We start from the raw sequence: 24113 nt of genomic DNA, 5'->3' as shown, positions 1-24113 counted from the left end.
CTGCCGCTTCATCACCGAAGGCAGGGACAAAGATGGTAGCGATCGTCAGCGGCATGCGCAGCGGCCTCGACCTCGGCTCGCTGGAGGTCCTCGGGCTTCGTGAAAGCGTCGGCGGTGCCCTGCAGGGGCGCAACGGTCAGGGCGTGTTCGTCAACGTGGCGCAGGGGCAGGTGGTGGTGCAGGACCAGGACGACCTGCTGGTTGCCCGCGGGCAGGACGCTGCGCTGCTGCGCACCTATAACAGCTCTGGGTCCTGGAACGACGAAAACGGCGATGGCTGGACCTCCGGAATCACCCTACTGCGCCTCACCGGCACCCTGGGCGCGGCGGGCAGCACGATACAGCGCGTGGGTGCGGATGGCGCAGCCGCCACCTACGACTACGACGCCTTGCGCAACCTGTACGTGAGCACTGAAGGCTCCGGCGCCTACGACACCATCGGGTATCTCGCCGCCGAGGCGCAATATGAATGGCGCGACGGCAGCACGGGCGCTGCGCAGCGCTTCGAAGGAAGCGGCGCCCTGCGCCTAGTCTCGAGCCGGGACGCGAGCGGCAATGCGCTGGCCTTCGCCTACGGGGCGAACGGCTTCCTTTCCAGCGTCACCACGGCCAATGGCGAGACCGTCTGGTACGACTACACGGGCAACAACCTGTCGCAGGTGCGCACGACGGCAGGCGGCGTCACCACTACGCGTGTCCGATATGGGTACGACACGGCGAACCGCCTGACCGGCGTGACGGTGGATCTGAGTCCAACCGACAACAGCATCGCGGACGGCAAGCTGTACCAGACCACCTACGCGTACGACGGCACCAGCAAGCGCATCGCCTCCATTGCCCGGAGCGACGGCACCAGCGTGGCCTTCACATATGTCGACACAGGCGCAGGCGCCTACAAGCTCGCGACCGTGCGTGACGGCCTGGGTCAAACGACGGCGTTCACCTACGGTGCCGGCTTCACCACGGTGGCGGATGCCCTGGGCTTCGTCACACGCTACGAGTACGACAGCGCATCGCAACTCACGGCCATCACGGGCCCGGCCGTCGGCGGGGCCAGCGCTGCCCGCCTGTTCGCCTATGACGCCCGCGGCAACGTCGTCTCGGTCACCGACGGCGAAGGCCGAGCCACGACCTACCAGTACGACGAGCGCGGCAACCAGGTCCTGCAGCGGGATGCCGCGGGCAACACCGTCACGCGCACCTTCGACGCGGGCAACCAGCAGCTTTCCGAGACGCTCTACGTCGATCCCGACCCGGACGGCTCCTGGCCGGCCTTGCCGGCGGGTGCACTCACCTCCCGACGCGTGTACGACGCCACCGGCCGGAACCTGCTTCGGTTCACGGTCAGTGCCGAAGGCAGGCTGGCGGAATACCGCTACGACGCCTTCGGGCAAAAAGTTGCCGACATCACGTACGCAGGCATCAGCTACCCAGCAACTGCTGCCTCGCCCGACAGCATGTTCACCGAAAGTGCGCTCGTGAGCTGGCTTTCGGCCCAGAACCGCGCGGGATCGCAGCGCGTCGACTACGCCTATGACGGGCGCGGGCAGGTGCTGACCAGGACGACGTATGCCGTCGTCGGCGCGGACGGGGGCGGCGTGGCCGACGGTTCGCAAACCGTGGAGCGCTTCGTCTACGACGCAGCGGGCCGCCTCCTGCAGACCGTCTCGCCAACGGCTGCGACGACCACCTACACCTACGACGGCCTTGGCCGCAACCTGAGCACCACCAATGCTCTCGGCCAGGTCACTGTGACGCAGTACGACGATGCAGGACGCAAGACGTTGGTGACGCTCGCCAGCGGCCTGGTCCTCGCGACGGTCTACGACGGGGCCGGGCGCGTCGTCACGACGGCGCAGTCGGGCACGGCCGGCGTGGCGCTCGGCGAAACACGGTACTTCTACGACACCGACAACCGCCTGCGCATGACGCAGGAGCCCACGGGCGTGCGCAACTGGATACTGTATGACGAGGCCGGCCGCAAGGCAGCCACCATCGACGGCAATGGCTCCATGACGGAGTACGCGTACGACCGCCGCGGCCTCGTGATCCGCACCACGACCTGGGGCACGGCCGTGAACACGGCAGCGCTGACGGACGCTGCGGGCCTGCCCGTCCTGTCCGCCACGGTGGCCGCCCTGCGACCTGCGGACACCTCGGCCGACGGCTCGGTCTGGCGCCAGTACGACAACGCCGGCCGCCTGCTTCGCGAAGCGACCAGCACCGGCACGGGCGCGAACGCGGCGGTGACGGAGACGCGGTACGACGGGGCTTCCCGGGTGGTGCAGGTCGTGCGCTATGCCAACACGATCGCAGCCACGGCCGGGAACGTGGGCAACGGGGTCGTCGCACTTCCGGCGGCTTCTGCCCAGGACCGCGTCACGCGCAACTTCCACGACGGCGACGGGCGCCTCGTGGGCACGCTCGACGCGGAAGGCTACCTCACGACGTTCAGGTACACCGCAGCCGGCCAACTCTCGGAACGGCTGGCCTATGCGACAGCAACTCCCGCGGGTGCACGCGCAAGCGGCACGCTCGCCCAGCTCCTGCCCGGAGCCAGCCCCGCTTCCGACATCCGTGAGCTGACCTTCTACGACAGCCGCGGCCGCGCAGTCACGCAGGTCGACGGCGAAGGGTACGCGAGCGAAACCGTCTACGACGCCAATGGCAATGCGACGCAGACGATCCGTTATGCCACGCCCTTCACGACGAGCCCGACTCCCGCAGCCGGCACCGCGGCCCGGCCACCGGCGAGCGCCCTGGATCGCAGCACCCTGCGCACCTTCGACGCGCTGAACCGGCTCGTGCAGGAGACCAGCCCCGAAGGGGTGGTCACGCAGTACACGTACGACAGCGTGGGCAACGTGGTTTCCACAGTGCGCGCGGCCGGCTCGGGGGAGGTGCGCACGCTGCTCGCCCGATACGACGTGCAGGGGCGACTCACAGGCGAGCTCTCGGCGGAAGGCGCGGCGCTGTTGACCGGCGGCCAGACGCAGGCGCAGGTGGACGTGGTCTGGGCGCAGTACGGCACAACCCACGCCTACGATGCGGCCAGTCGGCGCATCGCCAGCACGGACGCACTCGGCAACCGCACGCTCTTCTTCTACGACGCGGATGGCGCGCTCACGCACACCGTCAATGCGCTCGGGGAGGTGCAGGAGACGCGCTACGACGCGCGCGGCCGCGTGACCCAGACCATCTCCTACGGGACCCGCATCTCCACCGCCGGTCTCACGGGCGGCCTCGTGCCGCCGGCGCTGCCGACGGCCCTCGCGGCGGTTGCCAACGCAGCGCTGGACAGCCGGACGACGGTCACCTACACCCGCGACAACCAGCTTGCGTCCAGCACGGACGCAACAGGCGCGTCGACCACGTCCGGCTACAACGCCTTCGGCGAAGAGGTCGCCCGCCAACTGGTCGGGACGGGCACCAGCCTTTCTCAGACGTTCACCGTGGACCGCCGCGGCCAGCGGACGGCTGCCGTGCAGGATGCAGCCGGCATCAACGCCGTGACATCGACGGTGTACGACGCATTCGGCCGCGCGATCCGCTCCGTCGACGCGAACGGCAACGTCCGCGAACTGGCCTACGACAAGCTGGGACGCACGGTCACGTGGAAGGATCCGACGAACGCCCTGCGCAGCACCAGCTACGACGCGATCGGCCGGGTGCTCACCCAGACCGACTCGCTGGGAAACGTGACGCGCTACGCGTACGACCCCACAGCCCGCAGCATGAGGGTGACCACGCCGGAAGGCATCGTGACCAGCACCTTCTTCACCCGGCATGGCCAGGTGGACCGCATCACCGACGGCAGGGGGCTGACGACCAGCTACTCCTACGACCGCAACGGGAAGTTGCTGCGGACGACGAAACCCGTGGGCAGCACCGCCAGCAGCTGTGACGCGGCGGGGCGCGTGACGCAGACCGTCGATGCCAACAACGTGAGCGTGACTTATACGTATGACGCCGCGAATCGCATGCTCACCCGGCGCCTGGATCCCACGGGCCTGAACCTCACGACGACCTACCAGTACGACGCGAAGGGACAGCAGTTCGCCGTCACCGACGCCATGGGAGTGACCACCACGCTGGAGTACGACCTCAAGGGTCGCGTCCTCAAGCAGACGCTGGACCCGGCGGGCTTGAATCTCCAGACTGTGACGAGCTACGACGCGAGTGGCAATGTCCTCACCGTGAAGTCCCCGGGTGGCACGGTCACGCAGTACGTGTACGACGCACTGGGCCGTCGCACCCAGGAACGCGTGGATCCGGCCGGCCTGAACCTGCAGCGCAGCTGGGCGTACGACCGCAACGGCAACGTCGTCGCCAGAACGGACGCGCGCGGCTACGTCACGCGCTTCGCGTACGACGGCAACGACCGGCTGGCGTTCACCGTGGATCCCCTGGGGAACGTGCAGCAGCTTACCTATGACGCGGAAGGACGCGTCGCAAAGTCGGTGGCATACGCGGCGCCCATCGCGACTGTCGGCCTCGCCGCCGCGCCGAGCGTCGCGCAAGTGCAGGCACTCCTCGTGCAGCAGCCGGCGCAGGACGTGGTGGAACACCGCGTCTACGACAAGGGCGGCCGTCTCGCTGCGACCGTCGATGGCACCGGAGCGGTGGTGCGCTTCGGATACGACGAAAACGGCAATGTCACGTCCCGCACCGCGTTCGCCACGCGCATCGCCCTGGCCGGGTGGACGGCGGGCACCTTGCCGGCACCACCTGTGGATGCCGCGCGCGACGCGACGCTGCGGACGGTATACGACGGCCTGGACCGCGCCATCTACACGGTCGATGGTGTCGGCGCCGTGGTGTTCCAGAGTTATGACGGCAACGGCAACCTGTTGCAGCACACCGCGTATGCGATGCCCATCCCCGTGGGAACCGCTGCCAACGCCCCCGCACTGGCGGCCGCAGTCGCACTCGTGGCCAATGTCGGTCGCGACGCCACGGTGCGCAACACCTGGGATGCCGCCGGACGGCTGGCATGGACGGTGGACGGCACGGGCGCCGTGACTCAGCGCTTGTACGACAAGAACGGCAACGTCGCGCGCCAGGTGGAGTACGCCACCAACCTTGCCCCAGGCGCTGCCGTCAGTTCGATCGCTCCTGCGGCAGGGGACCGCGCGACGACCATGGCCTACGACGCCGCCAACCGCCTGGTCTTCGTGGTCGACGCGCTGCGGGGCGTCACCGAGCAGGCGTTCGACGGGGACGGGCACGTCATCCGGCGTACGTCGTACGCCGCTGCGATCGGCACGGTGCCGCCGGCGGGAACATCCGCGACGACGACAAGCATCCGCGCCGCCTTGGTGGTGGACGCGGCTGCCGACCGGACAACCCGATATGGCTGGGACGCGGCAGGGCGGCAGGCGATGGTCCTGGACGCTGGCGGTGCCGTGACGGAAACGCAGTACGACGGGGCGGGCAACGTCGTCGCGACGGTTGCCTACGCGAATGCCGTGAATGCGACGAGTCTCGGTGCGAGCCCTACGTTGGCAGCAATGAAGGCGCTGGTGCAGCCCAACCCGGCAGGCGACCGTTTGAGCCGCGGCGCCTACGACGCAGCGGGACGCATGGTCTACGCCGTCGATGCGCTCGGCGCCGTCCGGGCCAGCCAGTACGACGGCGTGGGCCGTGTCACGCGCACGACGCGTCACGCGAAGGCGATCTCCATGACCACGGCGAACACCGCCGCAGCCATTGCGGCCGCCGTGGTGCCCGACGCGACCCGGGACCAGGTGGATGCCTACAGCTACAACGCCGCCGGCCAACTTCTGACTGCCACGGATGCACTCAACGCGACGGAGTCCTTCGCGTATGACGCGCTGGGGAACAAGCTGGCTTTCGTGAACAAGAAGGGCGCCACCTGGACCTACACCTATGACGCGGCCGGCCGAAAGCTCACGGAGACGTCGCCCCAGGTCTGGCTGTCGGATGTTGGCGTCGGCACGGGAGGCGGGTTGGTTGCAACGGCACCGTCGCTCACGGCCATCGTCACCCGTCTTGCCTACGATGCGCTCGGCAATCTCGTCCAGCGCACCGAGGCGTCCGGGAACCCTCGCGAGCGCATCACGCGCTACGAATACGACGCGGCGGGACGGCAGGTGCGGGTGATCCACCCGCCGGTTGCCGTGTATGACGCCGCCGGGGATGCCGTCACTTCCAACGGCGTCATCGGGCTCGCCGCCAGGACCGAAAAGCCACTGCGGTCCCTGGACACGCAAACCTTTTACGACGCCCTCGGCAACGCAGTCGCGAATCGCGACGTTGGCGGCGCGATCAGCCAGAAGGTGTACGACGTCCTGGGGCGCGTCGCATACGACATCGATGCCTTGGGCTACGTCACCGGATATGCGCGCAACGCGTTCGGCGATGTCACGAGCCTCGTGCGTTATGGCGCGGCCACGACCCTTGCCGCGGCGAGCCTCACCCAGGCTGCACAGGCCGCGAGCAGGGCGCAGGTGGATGCGGCACTGGCGGCGGCAGGATTCGACCACAGCCGCGACAGGACGCTGGTCTCCACCTATGACCGCATGGGGCGGCTGGTGGAAAAGACGGAGCCCACCGTTTTCGTCTACGACTCGAGCGCGCCTGCCGCTTACCAGACCAGCAACGCGGGCCGCAAGACACAGAACACCTACGACGCTTTCGGTCAGCTGGTGCAGGAAAAGGTGCTGCGAAACAACGCCACGGGCAGCTGGGCGACGACCACGCACTTCTTCGACAAGGTCGGCCAGGAAATTGCCGTCATCGACGCGATGAATTACCTGACCGAGCGCAAGTTGGACGTCTTCGGCAACGTGGAGACGACGGTCGAATACGCCTCTGCGGTTCCCGCCGGCTGGAGCCTCGCGGGCTACGGTACGCCCGCTGTCGGCGTGGACGATCGAAGGACGAACTTCACCTACGACCGTCTGAACCGCAAGATCAGCGAGACGCGTGTCGGCGTGGAGTTCAGCGCCGCGGCCAACGGCACCAGCGCCCGCGGGAACCTCGTCACGAGTTTCGGATATGACGCTGTGGGCAACCAGACCCAGGTGACGGACGCCGACCAGAAGGTCACGTACACCTATTACGACGCTCTCGGCCGGGTGGAAGCGATCGCTGCTCCCGCGCGATCGAGCACCGTGTCCGGCGCGCCGCTGACGCCCCTGACATCCTTCCGGCGCGACGCCTATGGCAACGTGATCGCCACCCTGGAGCACGCCGCAGGGGCGGTGAGCGCAACCGTCACGGGGTGGCAGGCGCCCGTCGGGTCGGACGCGGACCGGTGGACCGTCTCCAGTTTCGACAGCTTCGGTCACGCGACGCAGGTCACGGACGCCCAGGGCGCGAGCACCTATTTTTCATACGACGACTACGGGCATGTCGCCAAGCAGTGGCAAGGCGTCACCGGCAACGACGGGGTGACGCGCACGAGCTTCGAGGTCAGTGTCTACGACAAGGTGGGCCGGCTGGTGGAGACACGCGCGCCGGCTTCGACTTCCGTGTATGACGGCACCGGCGTTTCCGTCGTGAGCCAGGCCCAGGCCGGCCTCGTGGTCGCCGGGACGGAATACAACGGCTTTGGCGAAGTCACGCGCAAGGGTACCCAGGGTGGCTGGCAGGAATACTTCGACTACGACAACGCCGGTCGGCTGTGGCGCACGAACTCCGGCGACGGCGTAGACCGCATCCAGCTGTACGACTTGCAGGGAAACGTCACGGCCGAGATCCGAAGCAGCGGCTCGGGGCGCGACAACGTCGACATCAAGGCGCTGCCCAATTCGGAAGCCGCTGCGGCCAACCCGTCGACCCGGCGCATGGACGTCCAGGTCGACCTGCTGGGTCGGGTGACCAGCAGGGCCGAGGCGGTGCGGCAGGAAACGCAGGGCGGCGTGTCCGTGCAGCACCAGTTCACCACCGTCGGTGTCCAGGTCACGGCGGGCAGTTCCTTCCCGGTGCGCAGCAATCGCGTGGCGCTCAGCTGGAACAGCCTGGCCGGACTGGGCAACGGGGACATCCGCGTGACCCTGGACTACCGCACACCCCTCGTCAACACCTACGACCCGATGGCGGAGCAGTGGTTCATGCGCGGCGGCGCCCAGCGAACCTACACCTCGGGTGTCCTGGTGGGCGACGCATGGGCGTCCGGCAGCACGCTGGTGTGGGAGGTCGATGGCGGCGCGGACCTGGAGGTGGCGTCGGTGCAGCGCATCGTGGTCCAGAAGAAGGACAAGTACGGCGCGTGGCAGGTCGTGATCGACCAACCGGCCGGGCACGGCGCGAACAGCCTCACCGTGCAATCGCCGCCCGACCCACAGGACACCGTGCAACTGTATCTGCGCACGGCGGGGAGCGCGGGGGATACCGGGTGGTGGCCGGCGGCCCTCGTGAATTTCGGCGGCGCGTCCCGCATGGGGGCGGCCGGGATGGCCCCCGGCAACTACGAGTACCGGGTCGTCACCGCGAATGCCCTGAGCCAGGCGACTCGCGTCACCGCCACCGGCGTGATCGGCATCTCCCTTCCGACGCTGAACTCCATCACGGGCCTTCAGTACGGCGTGGCCAACGTCGCACGAGGTGTCATGACGTGGCCCTCTCCGGCGGCGGCTTACACGCAAGTGTTCCGCTATCGCGTGAACGGCAGCGCGGGCGCATGGAGCACCTTGCCCGTGGCGCCCCCGGCCCAGGCGACGTTCTACGCGCCCCCTGCCAACACGAGCTCGGTAGACACCGTTTCGCTCGCCGCAGGGACCTATCAGTTCGAGCTGCTCTGGACGGCTGACGGGCAGAACGCGCCGGTCTCGCATGCGACCGGGACATTCGCCGTGATGGCCCCGGTGCCACCGCAATGGGTGCCGCCCCAGAACCTGCCGGTCATCACCCCTCTGCAGATGACCACTGGCAATTACGGAGGCACGGTCGTGGGTTACGACCCGTGGAACCAGCCCATCTACTCCGGAGGCACCACGGTCTACGCGTTCGTGTGGCCGGCGGCCAGTGCCAACGTGGCGCAGTACCGCGTTCCGGGCGGGGCGTGGAACAACTTCATCGTCGACAACAACGGCCAGTATGTCTCCGAGTCGGGCCTCATGGGGCAGCAAAAGGCCTTGCTGTACGGCATCCCGCCCGGGACCTACGAGGTGCGGATCACGGCCGGCAGCCCGCCATCGAAGCAGGCGACCGCCATCCTCACCATCTATGCGCAGCCCGCCGGGTACTGGACGACGGTGTACGTGCAGGTTCCGGTCAGCACTCCCCTGTACGACGAGAACCACTGGATCATCGGCTACCAGACCACGTACGTCACCCAGCCACGGCAACAGTGGGTGCAGCCTGCCACCCCTGCGCCGTCGATCGCCGCAACCACGCCTCCGTACGTGCCGGGGTACTGGACGCAGCCCGTGCCCGCGCAATATGCAGTGAGCGTCACCACGGCCGCGGGTTCCAGTGCGATCAGCACGACCGAAGGGAGCGGCATCGGGCAGGGGGTGTGGACCAATGGCGACTCGCGCTGGCTGCGGCCGCTGGTGCAGCAGAAGACGGATCGGTGGGGCAACGTCGTGGAACTCTCCGATCCGCGCAAGGCGTCCTGGGTCACGAGCTACCGCTACAACGCCAACAACCAGCTCGTGCAGCAAACGCTGCCCGACGCCGGGAAAGGGGCGGGAGCGACGTTCCTCTACTACGACGCGCTGGGTCGGCAGGTCGCCGTGCGCGACGCGAACGGCTACGTGAACGGGCAGGTCTTCGACGCAGGCGGCAATCTTGTCCAGGAGATCCATGCGGACACGGGCGTCGTGCGCAATACGTACAACGCCTTCGGCGAGAAGGTAGGTTCCGTCGATCCCATGGGAAAGGGAGTGCGCTACACCTACGACAAGCTGGGGCGCCTGTTGCAGATCGACAAGGGCGTGGCGAGCGTGTGGCGGCCGGACGGAACCACAGCGACCCTGGTGGGGTGGCGCACCCTCAGTGACTCGTGGCGCTACGACCAACTCGGGCGGAAGCTGTCGCAGACCAATGGCAACGGCGAGGCGGTGACGTACGCCTACGACCTGGCCGGCAACGTGATCGCGACCACGCAGCAACTGGGCCAGACGACGCGGGCCGCATACGACGCACAGGGGCGCAAGACGGCTGAATCCGATGCCAATGGTGCCCTTGCACGCTGGACCTACAACTACTTCGGCCAGCTGACGGGTCACGTGGACATCGGCGGCGCCCAGTTCTCGTACAGCTACGACAACGCGCGCCAGCTCACCGCGCAGTCCAGTACCCGTGGCCAGTCGATCACCTACGGCTATGACGCCGCGGGCCAGGTGACGACGATTCGCGACGCGGCAAACGACAAGACCACGACGTACGTGTACGACCTTGCAGGCAGAAAGCTGCGCGAGCGTGTCGTCCAGGGAGGCGTCACCTACCAGGACAACAACCTGGCCTATGACGCCCGTGGCAACCTGCGGGACGTGACGGATGGCCGTGCCCACATCGTCATGGAGTACGACCAGGTGGGCAACCGGACGCGCGTCGGCACCTTCGTCGATTACCAGGGGGTGACGGGGGAGCAGGCGAGCAGCAGCGACCGCTACTTCCAGTACGACGAGATGAACCGGCAGAAGACGGTCGACGCGGTCGATGCGGCCGGGAACATCGGACAGCAAGGCCACCGCATCGGCTACGACAAGAGTGGGAATCGCACGACCGACACCTACTACGGAAACAAGGTCGTTCCGAGTGGCGGCCAGCCGGTGATCACCGGCTACGGAGAAGACGGCGCGGCGATCTACAGCGCGACGCCCACCACGTACAGCCGGGTGCTTGGCGAAACCACGGAGGAATACCACTACGACACCTTGAACCGGCTCGATGGCGTGGTGAAGGACGGAGTGCAGATCGACTTGCGCCGCTACGACGGCGCGGACCGCGTCGTGCAATCCGGGCCCGGCTGGAACATGCCGTTGAAGTACTCGGAGATCATCAACCAGGGCCTGACGCCGGAGGACATGAACGGGAAGGAAACCCGGATCAATTCCTTCGATGGCAACGGCCGGATGCTGCACCAGACCGTCCTGAAGAGCGACACCACGCGCAAGTTGGACATCAGCTGGAATCCGGCCGAGCCGAGCACGGGCGGGGGCGCCACCTGGTACGCGGACGGGTACGACGCCGCCGGCAACGTGCTGGGGTACACGGTCGTGAACCACGAGGGTGGGTACATGAACGAGTACAGCACGAGCCTCACGCGGTACGAGGGCTACCAGGGCAACGTGACGACCGGCCAGTCGACCAGGCTGCTCCCGGGGACGTCCACGCAACTGTACGACGTCAACGGCTTTCTCGTCGGTGTCTCCGACTCCAGGCAAGCCGAGAACAACCGCAGCTTCGTGAACGACGCAAGCGGCAAGGCGCTGTACGTGAACCAGGCGGGGCGCATCCAGCGTCAGTTGATCGTCAACGGGGAGGTGCTCGGGCTGTACGGGGCAGGCGTGGACCCGAACAACCCGGCCACCGGCTATGACAACAAGCCGAAATTCGCCGACGTCGTCGATTTCGACTTCGGCTACGCCCGCGTCAGCGCCAACTACCCGACGCCGAGTCCCGGTGCATACACCGTGCGCCCGGGCGACACACTGCAGACGATCGCGCAGGGAGCCTACGGCGACAGCTCCCTGTGGTTTCGCATCGCCGAGGCGAACGGGCTGGCATCCGGCAACGACTTGCGGGTCGGGCAGACGCTGAACATCCCGAACCGGGTCTCCACGATCAACAACAACAGCACGACCTTCAAACCGTATGACCCCAGCCGGATCGAGGGGGACAAGTCGCCGAGCCTCCCCACGCCGAAGCCGAAGAAGACGAGCTGGCTGAAGAAGTTGATCGTGATGGTCGTGGCCGTCGTGCTCGCGGTCGTCGGGGGCGGCGCCATGCTCGGCGCGTTCCTTGGTTCGGCGGGGAGCCAGGCAGTCGCAATGGCACTTGGCGTGCAGGACAAGTTCAGTTGGAAGTCCGTGGGGCTGAGCGTGCTGTCGGCCGGAGTGACGGCCGGCGTCGATGCGTCGGGCCTCTTCGCCGGCAGCGACGCATTCAACCTCGTTGGGCGTGCGGCGGTGGCGAATGCGGCAACGCAGGGCATCGCGGTGGTGACGGGACTGCAGAAGAGTTTTGACTGGCGCAGCGTGGCGGCCAGTGCGTTTGGGACGGGGACGGGGCTGGCTGCGGGCGCCGGGTTGGGGCTGTCGACGAATGGAGTGTCCGCGGGCATGCAACCGGGGGAGTTCTTCGTCAAGGCGCTGGCGAAGAGTGTGGCAGCCGGAACGGCGGTGGCTGTTGCACAGGGAGGAAGGGTTGCGGTTCAACAGATTGCGGTGGATGCGTTTGGGAATGCGGTAGGAGAAAGCCTTGCTGAAACACAGGGAGGCGGGCGGATGACGTCGCCTGCTTCGGCATCGGCGGACCCGTTGGGCGACCTCATCATCCAAAACAACAACTGGGCACATCTGGAGGTGGGACCTGCGCCGACCTTAGTCGATGGGCAATCCTTCGTCGAAACGGTCGCCAGAAGAAAGCAGGTCAATGATCCTATTGGCATCCGCGCCACGGTAAGCGATTCGTCGAGCGTTCTGCTCCGAGCTAAGACGCTCTTGGCTGGGAAGTCTACGAACTCGGTGCTCAGTGATTCGGCCACTACGGCAGATGTTATTGCCCAACAGATGCGCGCGCTCGCGTTGAGCGTCAGCCGGACGGCGGCGAGGCTGGATATGAGGGCGCGTTGCTCCCGACCGGCGGAGGCGCCGCTCGTGTAAGCCCCGGCAGCGGGGCGCGTCCGGCGATGGTGAATGGTGTCAGCGTGAATCGGCAGGTCGACGCCGCGCTCAATGCGGCAGCTGATCTCGCGGGCGTAGGAGACATGTACCGCGACTACAGGCTTCTTGGTGGGCTGATGAGTGAGCTGCAACAAGAGGCTACCCTGAACCGCCTGAAGGGAAGCCTCCAAGAAAGGCTTGGAGCTCCGCGTGCGCTGCCCTCGCCAGAGGCACTGGGCGCTTCACCTGACGTGGGAGCGGACGGAACCATCCGCTACAACAATGCTGACCTGATCGATCGCTATACCGACGCGTTGCGCAAGGTCCAGATGTGGAAACAGGGTTTCATCGAGCTAGATGCGAGCACCATGCTTATCACCTCGATCGGAACAAACAAGCTGAGTCCCGCGGACTGGCTGACCGAAAACACACGGCGGTACGCGCAGGCGTATGCGGTGGGCGTGGACGAGGGCCGCCGACGCTTCGATGCGGGGATGCTGCGTTACCCCTGGGACATGCCAAGCCAAATGCAGATCGGATTGTTTGCCGACGTTGTCGCAAGAGACGCCGTCATTGCGTACAACAGAAGCATTGGGGTACCGGAAGGCCCTGGGCAGCTGCTAAGCATGAACCGATGGAGTTACGATCCAACTGGAACCGGTGCCTACAACCGCATCGACCTTCTGATGGACCTAGGACCGAGCCGAAATAACGGCGCATTGGTTCTACGTACCGCGATTGAGGGCAAAGCATCATTGGCAGCGGTGCAATCGTCGGCTAGCCAGTTGCAACGTGTCTACGACTGGGTTACACCCACTGTCATGACTGTGACTCCGCGAGGGGTATTGCCATGGTCACCCCAACCCAAACGATTGAGGTAAATCATGAAAATCAAACCGTCTTTGGTGGAGTTTGAGAGCGTGCTCGAAGCTGCGCAGGGGGGCATCGCTCTGTATAGACGCGGAGTGAACGACTTTTACCTATCCGACGGGTTTCCAAGGTACTACGAGCAACTTGAAGCGGTGCGACCGGACCTTGAATCTGTGGGCATGTACGAACGTTGCCGTGATGCGTTGACCGAAGCTGAGTCACTTATCAGGCAGGGTCCCGAGAATGATCAGCGGGCAGAGAAGTTGATCCTAGACGCCAACCGCGCGCTCATGAAGGCGTCCGGCAACTACGAAAGCCTACGGCGCCGATACAGCGCTTCCAATGAGACATCGAGGCCTGGCGATGACGCGGAGGTCCAAGAGTAAGGCGGATTGCGACAGGATAACATCCAAGCCCACGCGCAATCGTCACGTATTCGTCTGCTCCGGCGGCACCTGGCCCGGCAAGGTCTGCGTCTCGTCCCCCGTTTCCTGCACCCGCGGCACCGGCATGCCCACCAGGTAGCTGGTCATGCTCAGCGACCCCAGCGTGCGCCCCTCCGCAAACGCCTGCGGCGTCTCGCCCGAGGCAGCGGCCATCCCCGCGATGTACGCCAGCGGCAGGAAGTGCTCCGCCGTGGGCACCGCCAGCGCGCAATCCGGGTCCTGTGCCACCTCCGCCAGCTCCCCGGGCCGCGTGGTCATCACTTCGCGTACGTGCGCATCGAAGCGCTCGGCCCAGTCGAAGCCGCGGTCCCCATAGCTGCGGTTCATCATCCGCAGGTTGTGCACCACGTTGCCGCTGCCCACGACGAACACGCCCCGGTCCCGCAGCGGTGACAGGCGCGCGCCCAGCTCGATGTGGTACGCCAGCGGCGCGCCCGCATGGATGGACAGCTGCAGCACCGGGATGTCCGCCTGTGGGAACACGTGCGCCAGCACGGACCACGTGCCGTGGTCCAGCCCCCAGCTGTCGTGGTCCAGCCCCGCGTACGTCGGCTTCAGCAGGTCGACCACCTCCTGCGCCAGCTGCGGGTCCCCCGGCGCCGGGTAGTCGAACGCGAAGAGTTCCGGCGGGAAGCCGTAGAAGTCGTGGATCACGCGTGGCTGGCGCATCGCCGTCACGGCGGTGCTCGGCACGAACCAGTGCGCCGACACGCACAGCACCGCGCGCGGCCGCGGCACGGCCTGCCCCAGCGCACGCCAGGCGCGCGTGAAGTCGTTCTGCTCCAGCGTGTTCATGGGCGAACCGTGGCCGATGAAGGCCGCGGGCATGCGGGAGGTGGTGTTCATGCCGCCAGTATGTTCCCGTTCGGCGGCCACACCCTTTCAAGGCCGGGGTGCGCTGGTGTCGATCGTGCCGTCGGCGCGCGCCGCCAGGTACGCGTAGATCGCAGCAAGGGCGTCCACGACGGCCGGCTGGCTGCGGTAGCCCGGCATGGCGCGCCCCGTGTTCCCGTCGAGCACGATGCGCTCGAAGCGTTCGCGGCTGCCCTCGCGCACGGCGGCGACGAGCGAGGGTGCGGCCCAGCCGTCGAGGTTGCGGCCGTGGCAGCGCGCGCAGTCCATCGCGCGCAGCGCCGTCCAGCCGGTCACGAGCTCCTGCCGCAACGCTTCGTCGGGCGGGGCCGCGGGCCCTGCCGCGGCAGGCGCCGCGAGCGTGGCCACGGCGAGCGCCGCGAGGAGCCACATCCGGCTTCGGCCTTGCAGCGTCATCGCGGGATCTCAGGGTTCCCTGGCCGCGAGCTCGGCCCGTTCGGTGAGGTGACGGCGCTCTTCCTGCGCGCGCTCGAAGACGATCACGGCGGGGTGCTGCGCCATGGGGTGGGGCGCTTCGGCCGACAGGTACAGCCAGGCCGGATGCGGGTAGAACTGGGCGGCGTAGTCGTAGCCCTGTTGCGCAATCACGCGCCGCGCTGCGATCGCCGGGTGGTCGGCCAGGCGCGGTGACGTGCCCTGGGCGGTGGTGTCGGGCGGCTCGGCCGCGGCGATGGCCGTGCAGGCGGCCAGGCAGGCGGTCAGCAGGAACGCTCGCATGGGGGATCTCCTCTGGAAGGACGATCCCAATCTAGGAGCCGCTCGCCGCGCGCGAAAGCGGCGGATGCGTGATGCCGTGCGTGTACGCACAGCATCCGCATGCTCACCTCAGCCGGCCTGGGGCGTCTGCTGCACCAGGTCGTGCAGCGGCCGGCTTTGCAGCTCCGGCGCCGGCGGCAGGCCGGTGGCCTGCAGGATCTCCTGCTCGCTCAGCGTCTCCTTTTCCAGCAGCGCGCGCACCAGGCCGTCCAGCGACTTGCGGTGCTCGCGCAGCAGGCGCAGGGCCTGCTCGTGGCAGCCGTTGATGATGCGGTGCACCTCGTCGTCGATCAGCTTGGCCGTCTCCTCGCTGAAGGGCTTGTCGCCGCCGAAGCTGCCGCCCACGCCCAGGTAGGCGTTGCCGCGGGGTGCGAGCTGCACCATGCCGATCTGCTCGCTCATGCCCCAGCGCGTGACCATGTTGCGCGCCAGGTTCGTGGCCTGCTCGATGTCGTTCTCGGCGCCGGTGGTCTTGGTGCCGTACACCACTTCCTCCGCGGCCCGGCCGCCCAGCATGCCGACGATGCGCGCGCGCAGGTAGGCCTCGGGGTAGTTGTAGCGGTCGGTCTGCGGGCGCTGGTAGGTCACGCCCAGCGCCTGGCCGCGCGGCACGATGCTCACGCGGTGCACCGGGTCGGCCCCGGGCACCACCAGGCCCAGCACGGCATGCCCGCCCTCGTGGTAGGCGATGCGCTCGCGGTCGTCGGCCGTCAGCAGCAGCGGCCGTTCGGGGCCCAGCACGATCTTTTCCAGCGCGTCCAGGAAGTCCTTGTTGTGCACCTCGGTCTCGTCGCGCCGGGCGGCCAGCAGCGCGGCCTCGTTGACCAGGTTCTTGAGGTCGGCGCCGGAGAAGCCCGGCGTGGACTGCGCCAGTTCCTCCAGGTGCACGTCGGCGGCCAGGGGCACCTTGCGCACGTGCACCTTCAGGATCGCTTCGCGGCCGGTCTTGTCCGGCAGGTTCACCACCACGCGGCGGTCGAAGCGGCCGGGGCGCAGCAGCGCGCGGTCCAGCACGTCGGGCGTGTTGGTGGCGGCCAGCACGATGATGCCTTCGCGGCCGCTGAAGCCGTCCATCTCGGTCAGGATCTGCTGCAGCGTCTGCTCCTGCTCGCTCGACCCGCCGATGGCCACCTGGCCGCGGGCGCGGCCGATGGCGTCGATCTCGTCGATGAAGATGATGGCCGGCGCGCTTTCCCGGGCCTGCTTGAACAGGTCGCGCACGCGCGCGGCCCCGACGCCCACGATCATCTCCACGAACTCCGCGGCGCTCATGCTGAAGAAGGGCACGCCGGCCTCGCCGGCCACCGCGCGCGCCAGCAGCGTCTTGCCGGTGCCGGGCGAGCCGATCAGCAGCACCCCCTTGGGCGCGGTGCCACCCAGGCGGGTGTACTTCTGCGGGTTCTTCAGGAATTCGACGATCTCCACCAGCTCGTTCTCGGCCTCGTCGATGCCGGCCACGTCCTCGAAGGTCACGCGGTTGGCCGCGTCCGCGTTGTCGTAGCGCTTGGCCTTGCTGCGCCCCAGCCCGAACACGCCGCCGCCGAAGCCGCCCCCACCGCCGCCCTGCTTGGCCGCGCGCCGGTACATCCAGACGTAGAAGCCGATGATCAGCAGGGCGGGGCCGAAGCCATAAAGGATGGTCGCCAGCAGGCTGCCCTGGTTGATGGGCACGGCGCCGATCTCCACGCCGTGGTCGATCAGGAACTTCTCCAGGTCCTTGTCGAAGAAGGTGGGCAGCTCGGTGCTGAAGGTGCTGGCGGTGCGCGACGGTCCGCGTGTCTCTCCGGGAATGGGGCGCTCGCGGGGCGGCGTGTGCTGGCCCGGTTGCGCGGCGGGCTTGGCTGGCGGCCAGGTGACCGGCGCCTTGAAGCGGCCCTCGATGGTGTTGCCGCGGCTGTAGATCGAGCTCACGTTGCCCTGGCCGGCCTGCTCGCGGAACTCGGTGTAAGGCACCGTGACCGGGGCGTCGCCGGGGAACAGGTAGCTGCTGATGAGCCAGTTGACGAGCAGGACCGTGGCGAACAGGATCCAGAAGCGCCGCGGGGGCATCGGCGTGCGCTGGATGGCGGAGTTGCCGGGAGGTTTGGTATTGGTGTTCTGGCCGTTCATGGCAGGGCAGGGAAGTCAGCCCCCCATCATGCCGTGCCCGGACGTTCCGTGGGCGGCCGCGCCGCCTGGCGCGCGTGGGCGTCGGCCAGCATTTCGCGCAGGGTCTGCCGCTCGTGGATCATCGCGCGGTACTCCTCGGGCAGGGCGCGCACCGCCCGCTCCGCCTGCACGAGGGCGTCGTAGGCGGCCACGCGGTCGGCCGGGAAGGCGGCGCCCGCGTCCAGGTCCTGCCACGCCTGCAGGCGCCGGCGCAGGCGGCCGACGGCGGTTTTCGCCTTGCCGCGCGGGCTGTACAGGGACAGCAGCACCGTCACCGCGAGGATGCCGACGATCGCCACGAGCGAGGTGACGGTGGTGATCTCGATCACGTTCACCGGCGCGCCCTCGTTGATGAAGGGCACGTTGTTCTCGTGCAGGGCGTGCAGCACCAGCTTGATGCCGATGAACGCCAGGATGGCGGCCAGGCCGTAGGAGAGGTACAGCAGGCGCTCGAGCAGGCCCTCGATCAGGAAGAACAGCTGCCGCAGGCCGAGCAGCGAGAAGGCGGTGGCGGTGAAGACGATGAAGACGTCCGTGGTCAGGCCGAAGATGGCGGGGATCGAGTCCAGCGCGAACAGGATGTCCGTCAGGCCCAGCGCCACGACGACCAGCAGCATGGGCGTCATGACGCGCTTGCCGTCGCGCACGGTGAAGAACCTGTCGCCGTCGTAGGCGCAGCCGGCGGGCATGAAGGCGCGCGTCATGCGCAGCACCACCCCTTCCGACTCCTCGTCTCGGCGGCGGTCCTCCGGCACCATCATGTGCCCGGCCGTCATCAGCAGGACGATGCCGAAGATGTAGAAGACCCAGGCGAAGCGCTCGATCAGCGCCGCGCCCAGGAAGATGAAGCCCGCGCGCGCGAGCAGCGCGATGACGATGCCGATGAGCAGCGCCTTCTGCTGGTCCTCGCGCGGCACCTTGAAGCTGTTCATGATCAGCAGGAACACGAACACGTTGTCGATGGAGAGCGCTTTTTCCGTCAGGTAACCGGCGAAGTACTGGATGCCCAGTTCGCTGCCGCCGAAGAACCAGACCGCGCCGCCGAAGGCAATCGCCACGCCCACGTAAAGCGCCGACCAGCGCGCCGCCTCGCCGATCTGCGGCACGTGGGCCGTGCGCACGTGGAAGAAGTAGTCGTAGAGCAGCAGGCCGAGGATCAGCGCGAGCGTGAGTTCCCAGGCGATGGGGGCATGCGGCATGTCTTCTTCTCCAGGCCGAAGCGCGGGGGGAAACATCATGCCGGGGATGGCGGGGGCCCGGGACGTGGCGCGGACTTGATCCATCGCAAGTGCGACGCGCGCGGCGCCGGGCAAAGTGGGGCGGAACTACCGCAAGGAGGTCGTCCATGCGCATCGCTTCGCCCGTGGCCGGCGCCGCCGCTTGCCTGCTGTGCGCAGCCGCGGCCGCCCAGCAGCCGCCGCGCCCGGCCGACCCCGCCTCCGTGGTGCGGGCACCTCCGGCCAAGGTGGGCGCGGACTACACGCCGGGCTGGGACATGATGACGGACCAGGAGCGAGACGCCTATCGCCAGCGCATGATCTCGGCGCCGACGCCGGCCGAATGCCGGCGAATGCGCGACGAGCAGCTGAAGCTGGCCGCCGAGCGCGCGCGCAACCGCGGCATCAAGGACGTGCCCAACGCGCGCATGGACGCCTGCGGCGACTAGCACTGCGGCCGGCTGACAACGGAGGGGGGCTCACCCCTGATGGACACGGTGCTGTGGCGCCTCGCGGGCTGGCCGGAGGCGCCTGCCTGCACGGCGTTCGCCGTGCGGGGCAGGCTGCAGGCTGACGGCGCTGCTGCGCCGCCTGGTGCCGCAGCGCGGGGGCTAGGAGCTGCGCGAGCTGCTGGAACGCGAGCTGCGGCGCGAACCGCTGCTGGCGCTCGGCTTGCTGCCCGAACGGGAGCTGCTCGAACGCGAGCTGCTGCTGGCCTTGGGCTTGCTCGCGGTGCTCGAACGGGAGGTGCTCGAACGCGAGCTGCTGCTGGCCTTGGGCTTGCTGGCGGTGCTCGAACGGGAGGTGCTCGAACGCGAGCTGCTGCTGGCCTTGGGCTTGCTGGCGGTGCTCGAACGGGAGCTGCTGGAACGCGAGCTGCTGCTGGCCTTGGGCTTGCTGGCGGTGCTCGAACGGGAGCTGCTCGAACGCGAGGCGCTGCTGGCCTTGGGCTTGCTGGTGGTGCTCGAACGGGAGCTGCTGGAACGCGAGCCGCTGCTCTTGGCGCTCGCGCGGCTGCCGGATTTCGAAGCGGTGGAGGAAGAGCGCGAGCCGGACTTGCTGGAAGTCTTGGTCTCGCCCTTTTCGGCCCGCTCCTTGTTCACGGTGCGCGCGGCGATCTCCTCGGCGCGGCCCTTCTGGCCCCTCTTCTCGTAGCTTTCCTTGATGTGCTCGTACTGGCGTTCTTCCTTGGGGGTGGAACCTCTGGGCATGGTGGTCTCCTTTACTTTTCCGCGCGACTGCGCGGCCTGACCACTCTAGCGCCGTGGTGCGCGCGTGTTGTAGGAGCAAGCCGGGATCGTGCACGCAGGAGGCATGCCTCCATCTGCTCGCCGCAAGCGGGAAGGCCGCCCTCGCGCAGCGGCCTTCCCTCGGTGCCTTACGGAAGCGGCGTGAGCTGCGTGCGCACGACTTCCTCGGCGACCCGGCGTCCGAGCGCGGCGCCGACCTCGCCCGAAGCCCGGTAATGCACGCCCTCGTAGACGCGCCCGTTGATCACGTCGGCGACATAGTCGGACAGGCGCTCGTACGAGCGCGTGATGCCCGGCGCCGCGCTGCTGGTGAGCGTGACCTTGGGCATCGCATCCCCGTACATCACCTGCAGCACGCCCGCCGCCGCACCCTGGAAGGTGCAGTGCGCGCACGGATATTCCGGGTGCATGGGCGTGGCGATGAGGGGTTCCCAGGCCGCGTCGCGCTCGGTCGCGTCGTTGCCGTCGATGTCGCCGTTGCGGATGGCGGTGACGGGGCGCCAGAAGCCGTGCGCGTACTTGGCCTCGAACAGGGCGACGGCCGCATCCGCGGTGGCCATCGAGGACAAGGCGAACACGCGCGCGCTGTCCAGCGGGTCGAGGCCGCGGGCCGCTGCCACGTGCCGTGTCACCGGGTTGTACGTCGCCGCGCCCGTGAGCTGCCAGAACTTCGCGATGTCGTCCTGCTCCTTGTTGCGCGCCGACCCGGTCTTGGCGCCGAACCGCTTCACCTCGTTGTAGTCGGTCGCCCAGCGCGCGCTCTTGAGGTCGTACGGCGGCGGCGGGCGGAACTGGTCGCCGGACTTGAGCACGAAGGGCTTGACCGCTCCCCAGGTGGACGATTGCGGCAGCGTCGTGGGCACGTACTTGCCGGGCTGCGTCAAGGGGCGATAGGTGATCGGCGCTGCCGACCCGTCCTGCTCCCGCTCTGCGAGGATGACGGCGGCGGAGCGCTCGCCCAGCCGGATGCCGGCCGCCTTGCCCGGCCCGTCCGGCAGTTTCGCGAGGTCCGCCTGGTAGGCGGCGTCCAGTTCCTTGGCCTGGTCCGGCATCAGCTTGACGAGCACGGCGTGCGCTGCGGCGGCCGTCGCGGCATCCGGGAGCGCGCCGGGTTCCACCGGCAAGGCCTGGCGGTAAGGCTTGTAGCGCGGCTGGATCGAATTGAGCGCCTCGAAGATGGCGAGGTGCATGATGCTCATGCAGCGCGACTGCATGTCGGGGCTGACGCGCGCCGCGTAGACCGCGGTCACCGCCTTCTCGTTCCAGTCGGTAACGGCGTCCGCGCGCGCGAGCAGCGGCGACAGCACCGCTGCGGACAGCAACAGGGCAGGCGTCCAGGGGAATCGGCTGGCTGGCTTCATGGCATCTCCTTCTCGGTGGGATGCGGATCAATCTAGCCAGCGCTTCGCGCCGCCGCACCGGGAAGGCGACGGGCCCGGCAAAGCGATGCCTGGACGCCGCCCCGGGCGGATGGACGCCGCGTCAGCCGGTGCTGGGGCGCCAGTCCTTGCCCTTGAGCTCGACGATGTAGGTGCGGGTGTTGGGGCCGCCGATCACTTCGGCCGCGTGCGTCTCCGCCTCCGCGTAGAACACATGGCCAGGCGGGATCTCGACGAAGCTCGCCTTGCCGTCGACGGTGCGCTTGAGCCTGGCGCCCGTGAGCGACACGGTGACGTGTGCCGGGTGGTAGTGCAGGCCCTCGCCGCAGACCCCGAGACCCGGGCGGCTGCGGAACTCCAGCACGCGCACGCTCGGGTTGTCCACCAGCACGCGGAACGAACGCGGGTCCGAGGTCACGGCGTCCTGTGCCACGGCGTCCGTGGCGACGCCGAGCGCCGACAGGAGCGCGAAGGCCTGGCGCCTGCTGAGCGCTTGGGGATTCATGTGGTCCTCCATGGAGTCACTCCTTTGCTTTCACATCTGCCGGAAGCGGTGCGCGTGCGCTTCGCTGACCGCCAGCGCTTCCTTGCGGTTCTTCAGCCGCAGCCCCAGGTTGCCGCGCTCGTCCCGCGCGACGCTGTCGATGGCATGCAGGTTCACGATGGTGGAGCGGTGGACCTGCCAGAACACCTGCGGGTCGAGCTCCTCGCTCAGTTCGCGGATGGTCTTGCGGATCAGCGACTCGGAATCGGCGGTCACGACCAGGGTGAACTTCTGGTCAGACTTGAAGTAGAGGATCTCCTCCACCGTGATCAGCCGCACGGCGGCGCCGCGCGACGCATTGATCCATTGCAGGAAGCGGCGCGGCTGCTCCAGGGCAGGTGACGCGAGCTCCGGCAGTTGCGGCCGCGGCGCGGGGCCGGGCTGGCGCAGCCGCTCCTTCACGCGCTGCAGCGTGGTCAGCATCCGGTCCGCCGAAGGCGGCTTCAGCACGTAGTCGATGGCGCCGGCGTCGAAGGCGGCCAGCGCGTGATCGTCGTACGAGGTGATGAAGACCACGTGGGTCCCGCCGGGGATGCGGCGCGCCACCTCCAGGCCGCTGAGCAGCGGCATGCGGATGTCGAGGAAGGCGACGTCCGGCGCATGCGCCTCGATCGCGTGCAGCGCCTCCACGCCGTCGCTGGCCTGTGCGGCGATGCTTAGCTGCGGCCACAAGGCGTTCAGCAACTCGGCCAGTTCGTCGGCGAGCAGGGCCTCGTCTTCCGCGATGACCGCCGTGGGGTGGGCTTCAGGCCGGTTCATGGGGCACCTGGATCAGGATCCGGCAGTGGCCGGCGGCCACGTCGGAGGACAGGGTCGCGGTCGGTCCGTCCGTTTCGCGCAGGAGGGCATGCACGGCAAGGATGGCGCGATCGGCGGGGGTGGCCGGCAGCCGCAGGACGACCCGGCAGTTGCCGTCCCTGCAGTCGGCCCGCAAGGTGCAGTCGCCGCCGCACGTGCGAAAGGCGTCCGCCACGAGCGGGAGCAGCGCGCCCGGCGGAAAGCGTGCGTGCATGGCCTCGTGCGACAGTTCCAGCTGCAGCGTCCAGTCGCTGCAGCGCGCCAGGGCGAGCAGCCTCACGTACGCGCGTGCGAGTTCGGCCTCGCGGGCGACGCTGGACGCGAGCACGCGGATGCGCGGCAGCGCGGCACGCAGGAAGGCGATCAGCTCGTCCAGCAGGCGTTCGGCCCGCGCCGGATCCGAGGTATAGGCCTGCCGCACGGCTTCGAGCATGTCGAACAGCAGCTGCGGGTCGATGCGGGCCTGCGTGGCCTGCAACTCCATCCGGACCTGGCGCCGGCGGGCTTCGCGCTGCGCCGCCTGCGCCGCGGCCAGCCGTGCCGCGGCACGCTCGTGGACGCGCGTGCGTTCCAGGTGCACGAAGTACAGCATGGCCAGCGTGAAGGACAGTGCCGTCGCATACAGATGCATGGGCAGCTCCCCTTGCACGAGGCCATGCTCGATGAGCACGCGCGCGCGCGGCACGGTGAGGAAATTCGCCGCCGCGGCGCAGCCCAGGGCCAGCGGAACCCACGTGCCCAGGCGGCGCAGGCGCGTTGCACCGCGGGTGACCCGCTCGCCGACGTTTCCCGCGAACAGGAGCGAGACCCAGAAGATCGCCGCGTACAAGGCCCACCACAGGCCCACTTCCGCGACGGCGGCGACTCCCGCTTCCCGGCTGACGGAAAGGAAGCCGACGAAGAACTTCAGCGGTGCGGCGGCTGCCAGCAGCCCGGCCATGGCGATCGCGCGCGGATGGGCTGCGCACCAGGCGCGCAACTCCTGCGCCGCGGCCGGCAAGGGCGAAAGGGAGGCGGAGTACGCTTGCATGC

Annotated in this window: 14 protein-coding genes; 5 read left to right on the top strand and 9 right to left on the bottom strand. The window is 68.2% G+C overall.

The features are described 5' to 3' along the window. The first annotated feature begins 32 nt into the window (after positions 1-32). The 3 genes from AC3EGR_RS20185 to AC3EGR_RS20175 all read left to right on the top strand — a co-directional run bounded on the left by AC3EGR_RS20185 (position 33) and on the right by AC3EGR_RS20175 (position 14056). A complete protein-coding gene (locus AC3EGR_RS20185; RefSeq protein WP_488548315.1) occupies positions 33-12800 on the top strand; it encodes a LysM peptidoglycan-binding domain-containing protein in 12768 nt (4255 codons plus the stop codon). Positions 12801-12904: 104 nt separating this feature from the next. Continuing rightward, positions 12905-13681, top strand: coding sequence for a hypothetical protein (locus AC3EGR_RS20180; protein WP_488548314.1), 777 nt, complete (start codon positions 12905-12907; stop codon positions 13679-13681). Positions 13682-13684: 3 nt separating this feature from the next. Beyond that, the gene (locus AC3EGR_RS20175; protein ID WP_488548313.1) at positions 13685-14056 is read left to right on the top strand and encodes a hypothetical protein; all 372 of its coding nucleotides are present in this window, start codon (positions 13685-13687) and stop codon (positions 14054-14056) included. 42 nt (positions 14057-14098) lie between these two features. Here AC3EGR_RS20175 and ygiD read toward each other — a convergent pair whose 3' ends face one another. The 5 genes from ygiD to AC3EGR_RS20150 form a co-directional block, all read right to left on the bottom strand. Continuing rightward, positions 14099-14962 (bottom strand): 4,5-DOPA-extradiol-dioxygenase, encoded by an 864-nt coding sequence (ygiD, locus tag AC3EGR_RS20170; RefSeq protein WP_488548312.1) that lies wholly within the window; start codon positions 14960-14962, stop codon positions 14099-14101. Between the two features lie 36 nt (positions 14963-14998). Then, a complete protein-coding gene (locus AC3EGR_RS20165) occupies positions 14999-15361 on the bottom strand; it encodes a c-type cytochrome (protein WP_488548311.1) in 363 nt (120 codons plus the stop codon). 33 nt (positions 15362-15394) lie between these two features. Continuing rightward, a complete protein-coding gene (locus AC3EGR_RS20160) occupies positions 15395-15706 on the bottom strand; it encodes a hypothetical protein (RefSeq protein WP_488548310.1) in 312 nt (103 codons plus the stop codon). A 108-nt stretch (positions 15707-15814) separates the two neighbouring features. Next, positions 15815-17854, bottom strand: a complete 2040-nt coding sequence (gene ftsH, locus AC3EGR_RS20155; protein ID WP_488548309.1) for an ATP-dependent zinc metalloprotease FtsH — start codon at positions 17852-17854, stop codon at positions 15815-15817. Between the two features lie 26 nt (positions 17855-17880). Further along, the gene (locus tag AC3EGR_RS20150) at positions 17881-19092 is read right to left on the bottom strand and encodes a TerC family protein (RefSeq protein WP_488548308.1); all 1212 of its coding nucleotides are present in this window, start codon (positions 19090-19092) and stop codon (positions 17881-17883) included. A 146-nt stretch (positions 19093-19238) separates the two neighbouring features. On the opposite strand from AC3EGR_RS20150, the gene AC3EGR_RS20145 reads away from it, so the two are divergent. Together AC3EGR_RS20145 and AC3EGR_RS20140 are read left to right on the top strand one after the other, a co-directional pair. Beyond that, positions 19239-19559: a hypothetical protein gene (locus tag AC3EGR_RS20145; RefSeq protein WP_488548307.1), complete on the top strand. Its 321-nt coding sequence runs from the start codon at positions 19239-19241 to the stop codon at positions 19557-19559. 223 nt (positions 19560-19782) lie between these two features. After that, positions 19783-20265, top strand: coding sequence for a hypothetical protein (locus AC3EGR_RS20140; protein ID WP_488548306.1), 483 nt, complete (start codon positions 19783-19785; stop codon positions 20263-20265). Between the two features lie 223 nt (positions 20266-20488). Here AC3EGR_RS20140 and AC3EGR_RS20135 read toward each other — a convergent pair whose 3' ends face one another. From AC3EGR_RS20135 to AC3EGR_RS20120, 4 genes are all read right to left on the bottom strand, one after another. Beyond that, positions 20489-21721, bottom strand: a complete 1233-nt coding sequence (locus tag AC3EGR_RS20135; protein ID WP_488548305.1) for a vanadium-dependent haloperoxidase — start codon at positions 21719-21721, stop codon at positions 20489-20491. A 121-nt stretch (positions 21722-21842) separates the two neighbouring features. Continuing rightward, the gene (locus AC3EGR_RS20130; protein ID WP_488548304.1) at positions 21843-22256 is read right to left on the bottom strand and encodes a hypothetical protein; all 414 of its coding nucleotides are present in this window, start codon (positions 22254-22256) and stop codon (positions 21843-21845) included. A gap of 18 nt (positions 22257-22274) precedes the next feature. Continuing rightward, a complete protein-coding gene (locus AC3EGR_RS20125) occupies positions 22275-23042 on the bottom strand; it encodes a LytR/AlgR family response regulator transcription factor (RefSeq protein WP_488548303.1) in 768 nt (255 codons plus the stop codon). Then, positions 23029-24111, bottom strand: coding sequence for a sensor histidine kinase (locus AC3EGR_RS20120; protein WP_488548302.1), 1083 nt, complete (start codon positions 24109-24111; stop codon positions 23029-23031). Before AC3EGR_RS20120 ends, AC3EGR_RS20125 begins: the two co-directional genes overlap by 14 nt. Positions 24112-24113: the final 2 nt, after the last annotated feature.

It is taken from the genome of Ramlibacter sp. G4-7 (genome assembly GCF_057784995.1).
This window is presented reverse-complemented; position numbering and strand designations above follow the sequence as displayed.

Bases quoted from the DNA above. Each gene is read 5' to 3' on its own strand.
- AC3EGR_RS20185 (WP_488548315.1), top strand. From the start codon at position 33: ATGGTAGCGATCGTCAGCGGCATGCGCAGCGGCCTCGACCTCGGCTCG.
- AC3EGR_RS20180 (WP_488548314.1), top strand. From the start codon at position 12,905: ATGTACCGCGACTACAGGCTTCTTGGTGGGCTGATGAGTGAGCTGCAA.
- AC3EGR_RS20175 (WP_488548313.1), top strand. From the start codon at position 13,685: ATGAAAATCAAACCGTCTTTGGTGGAGTTTGAGAGCGTGCTCGAAGCT.
- ygiD (WP_488548312.1), bottom strand. From the start codon at position 14,962: ATGAACACCACCTCCCGCATGCCCGCGGCCTTCATCGGCCACGGTTCG.
- AC3EGR_RS20165 (WP_488548311.1), bottom strand. From the start codon at position 15,361: ATGTGGCTCCTCGCGGCGCTCGCCGTGGCCACGCTCGCGGCGCCTGCC.
- AC3EGR_RS20160 (WP_488548310.1), bottom strand. From the start codon at position 15,706: ATGCGAGCGTTCCTGCTGACCGCCTGCCTGGCCGCCTGCACGGCCATC.
- ftsH (WP_488548309.1), bottom strand. From the start codon at position 17,854: ATGAACGGCCAGAACACCAATACCAAACCTCCCGGCAACTCCGCCATC.
- AC3EGR_RS20150 (WP_488548308.1), bottom strand. From the start codon at position 19,092: ATGCCGCATGCCCCCATCGCCTGGGAACTCACGCTCGCGCTGATCCTC.
- AC3EGR_RS20145 (WP_488548307.1), top strand. From the start codon at position 19,239: ATGCGCATCGCTTCGCCCGTGGCCGGCGCCGCCGCTTGCCTGCTGTGC.
- AC3EGR_RS20135 (WP_488548305.1), bottom strand. From the start codon at position 21,721: ATGAAGCCAGCCAGCCGATTCCCCTGGACGCCTGCCCTGTTGCTGTCC.
- AC3EGR_RS20130 (WP_488548304.1), bottom strand. From the start codon at position 22,256: ATGGAGGACCACATGAATCCCCAAGCGCTCAGCAGGCGCCAGGCCTTC.
- AC3EGR_RS20125 (WP_488548303.1), bottom strand. From the start codon at position 23,042: ATGAACCGGCCTGAAGCCCACCCCACGGCGGTCATCGCGGAAGACGAG.
- AC3EGR_RS20120 (WP_488548302.1), bottom strand. From the start codon at position 24,111: ATGCAAGCGTACTCCGCCTCCCTTTCGCCCTTGCCGGCCGCGGCGCAG.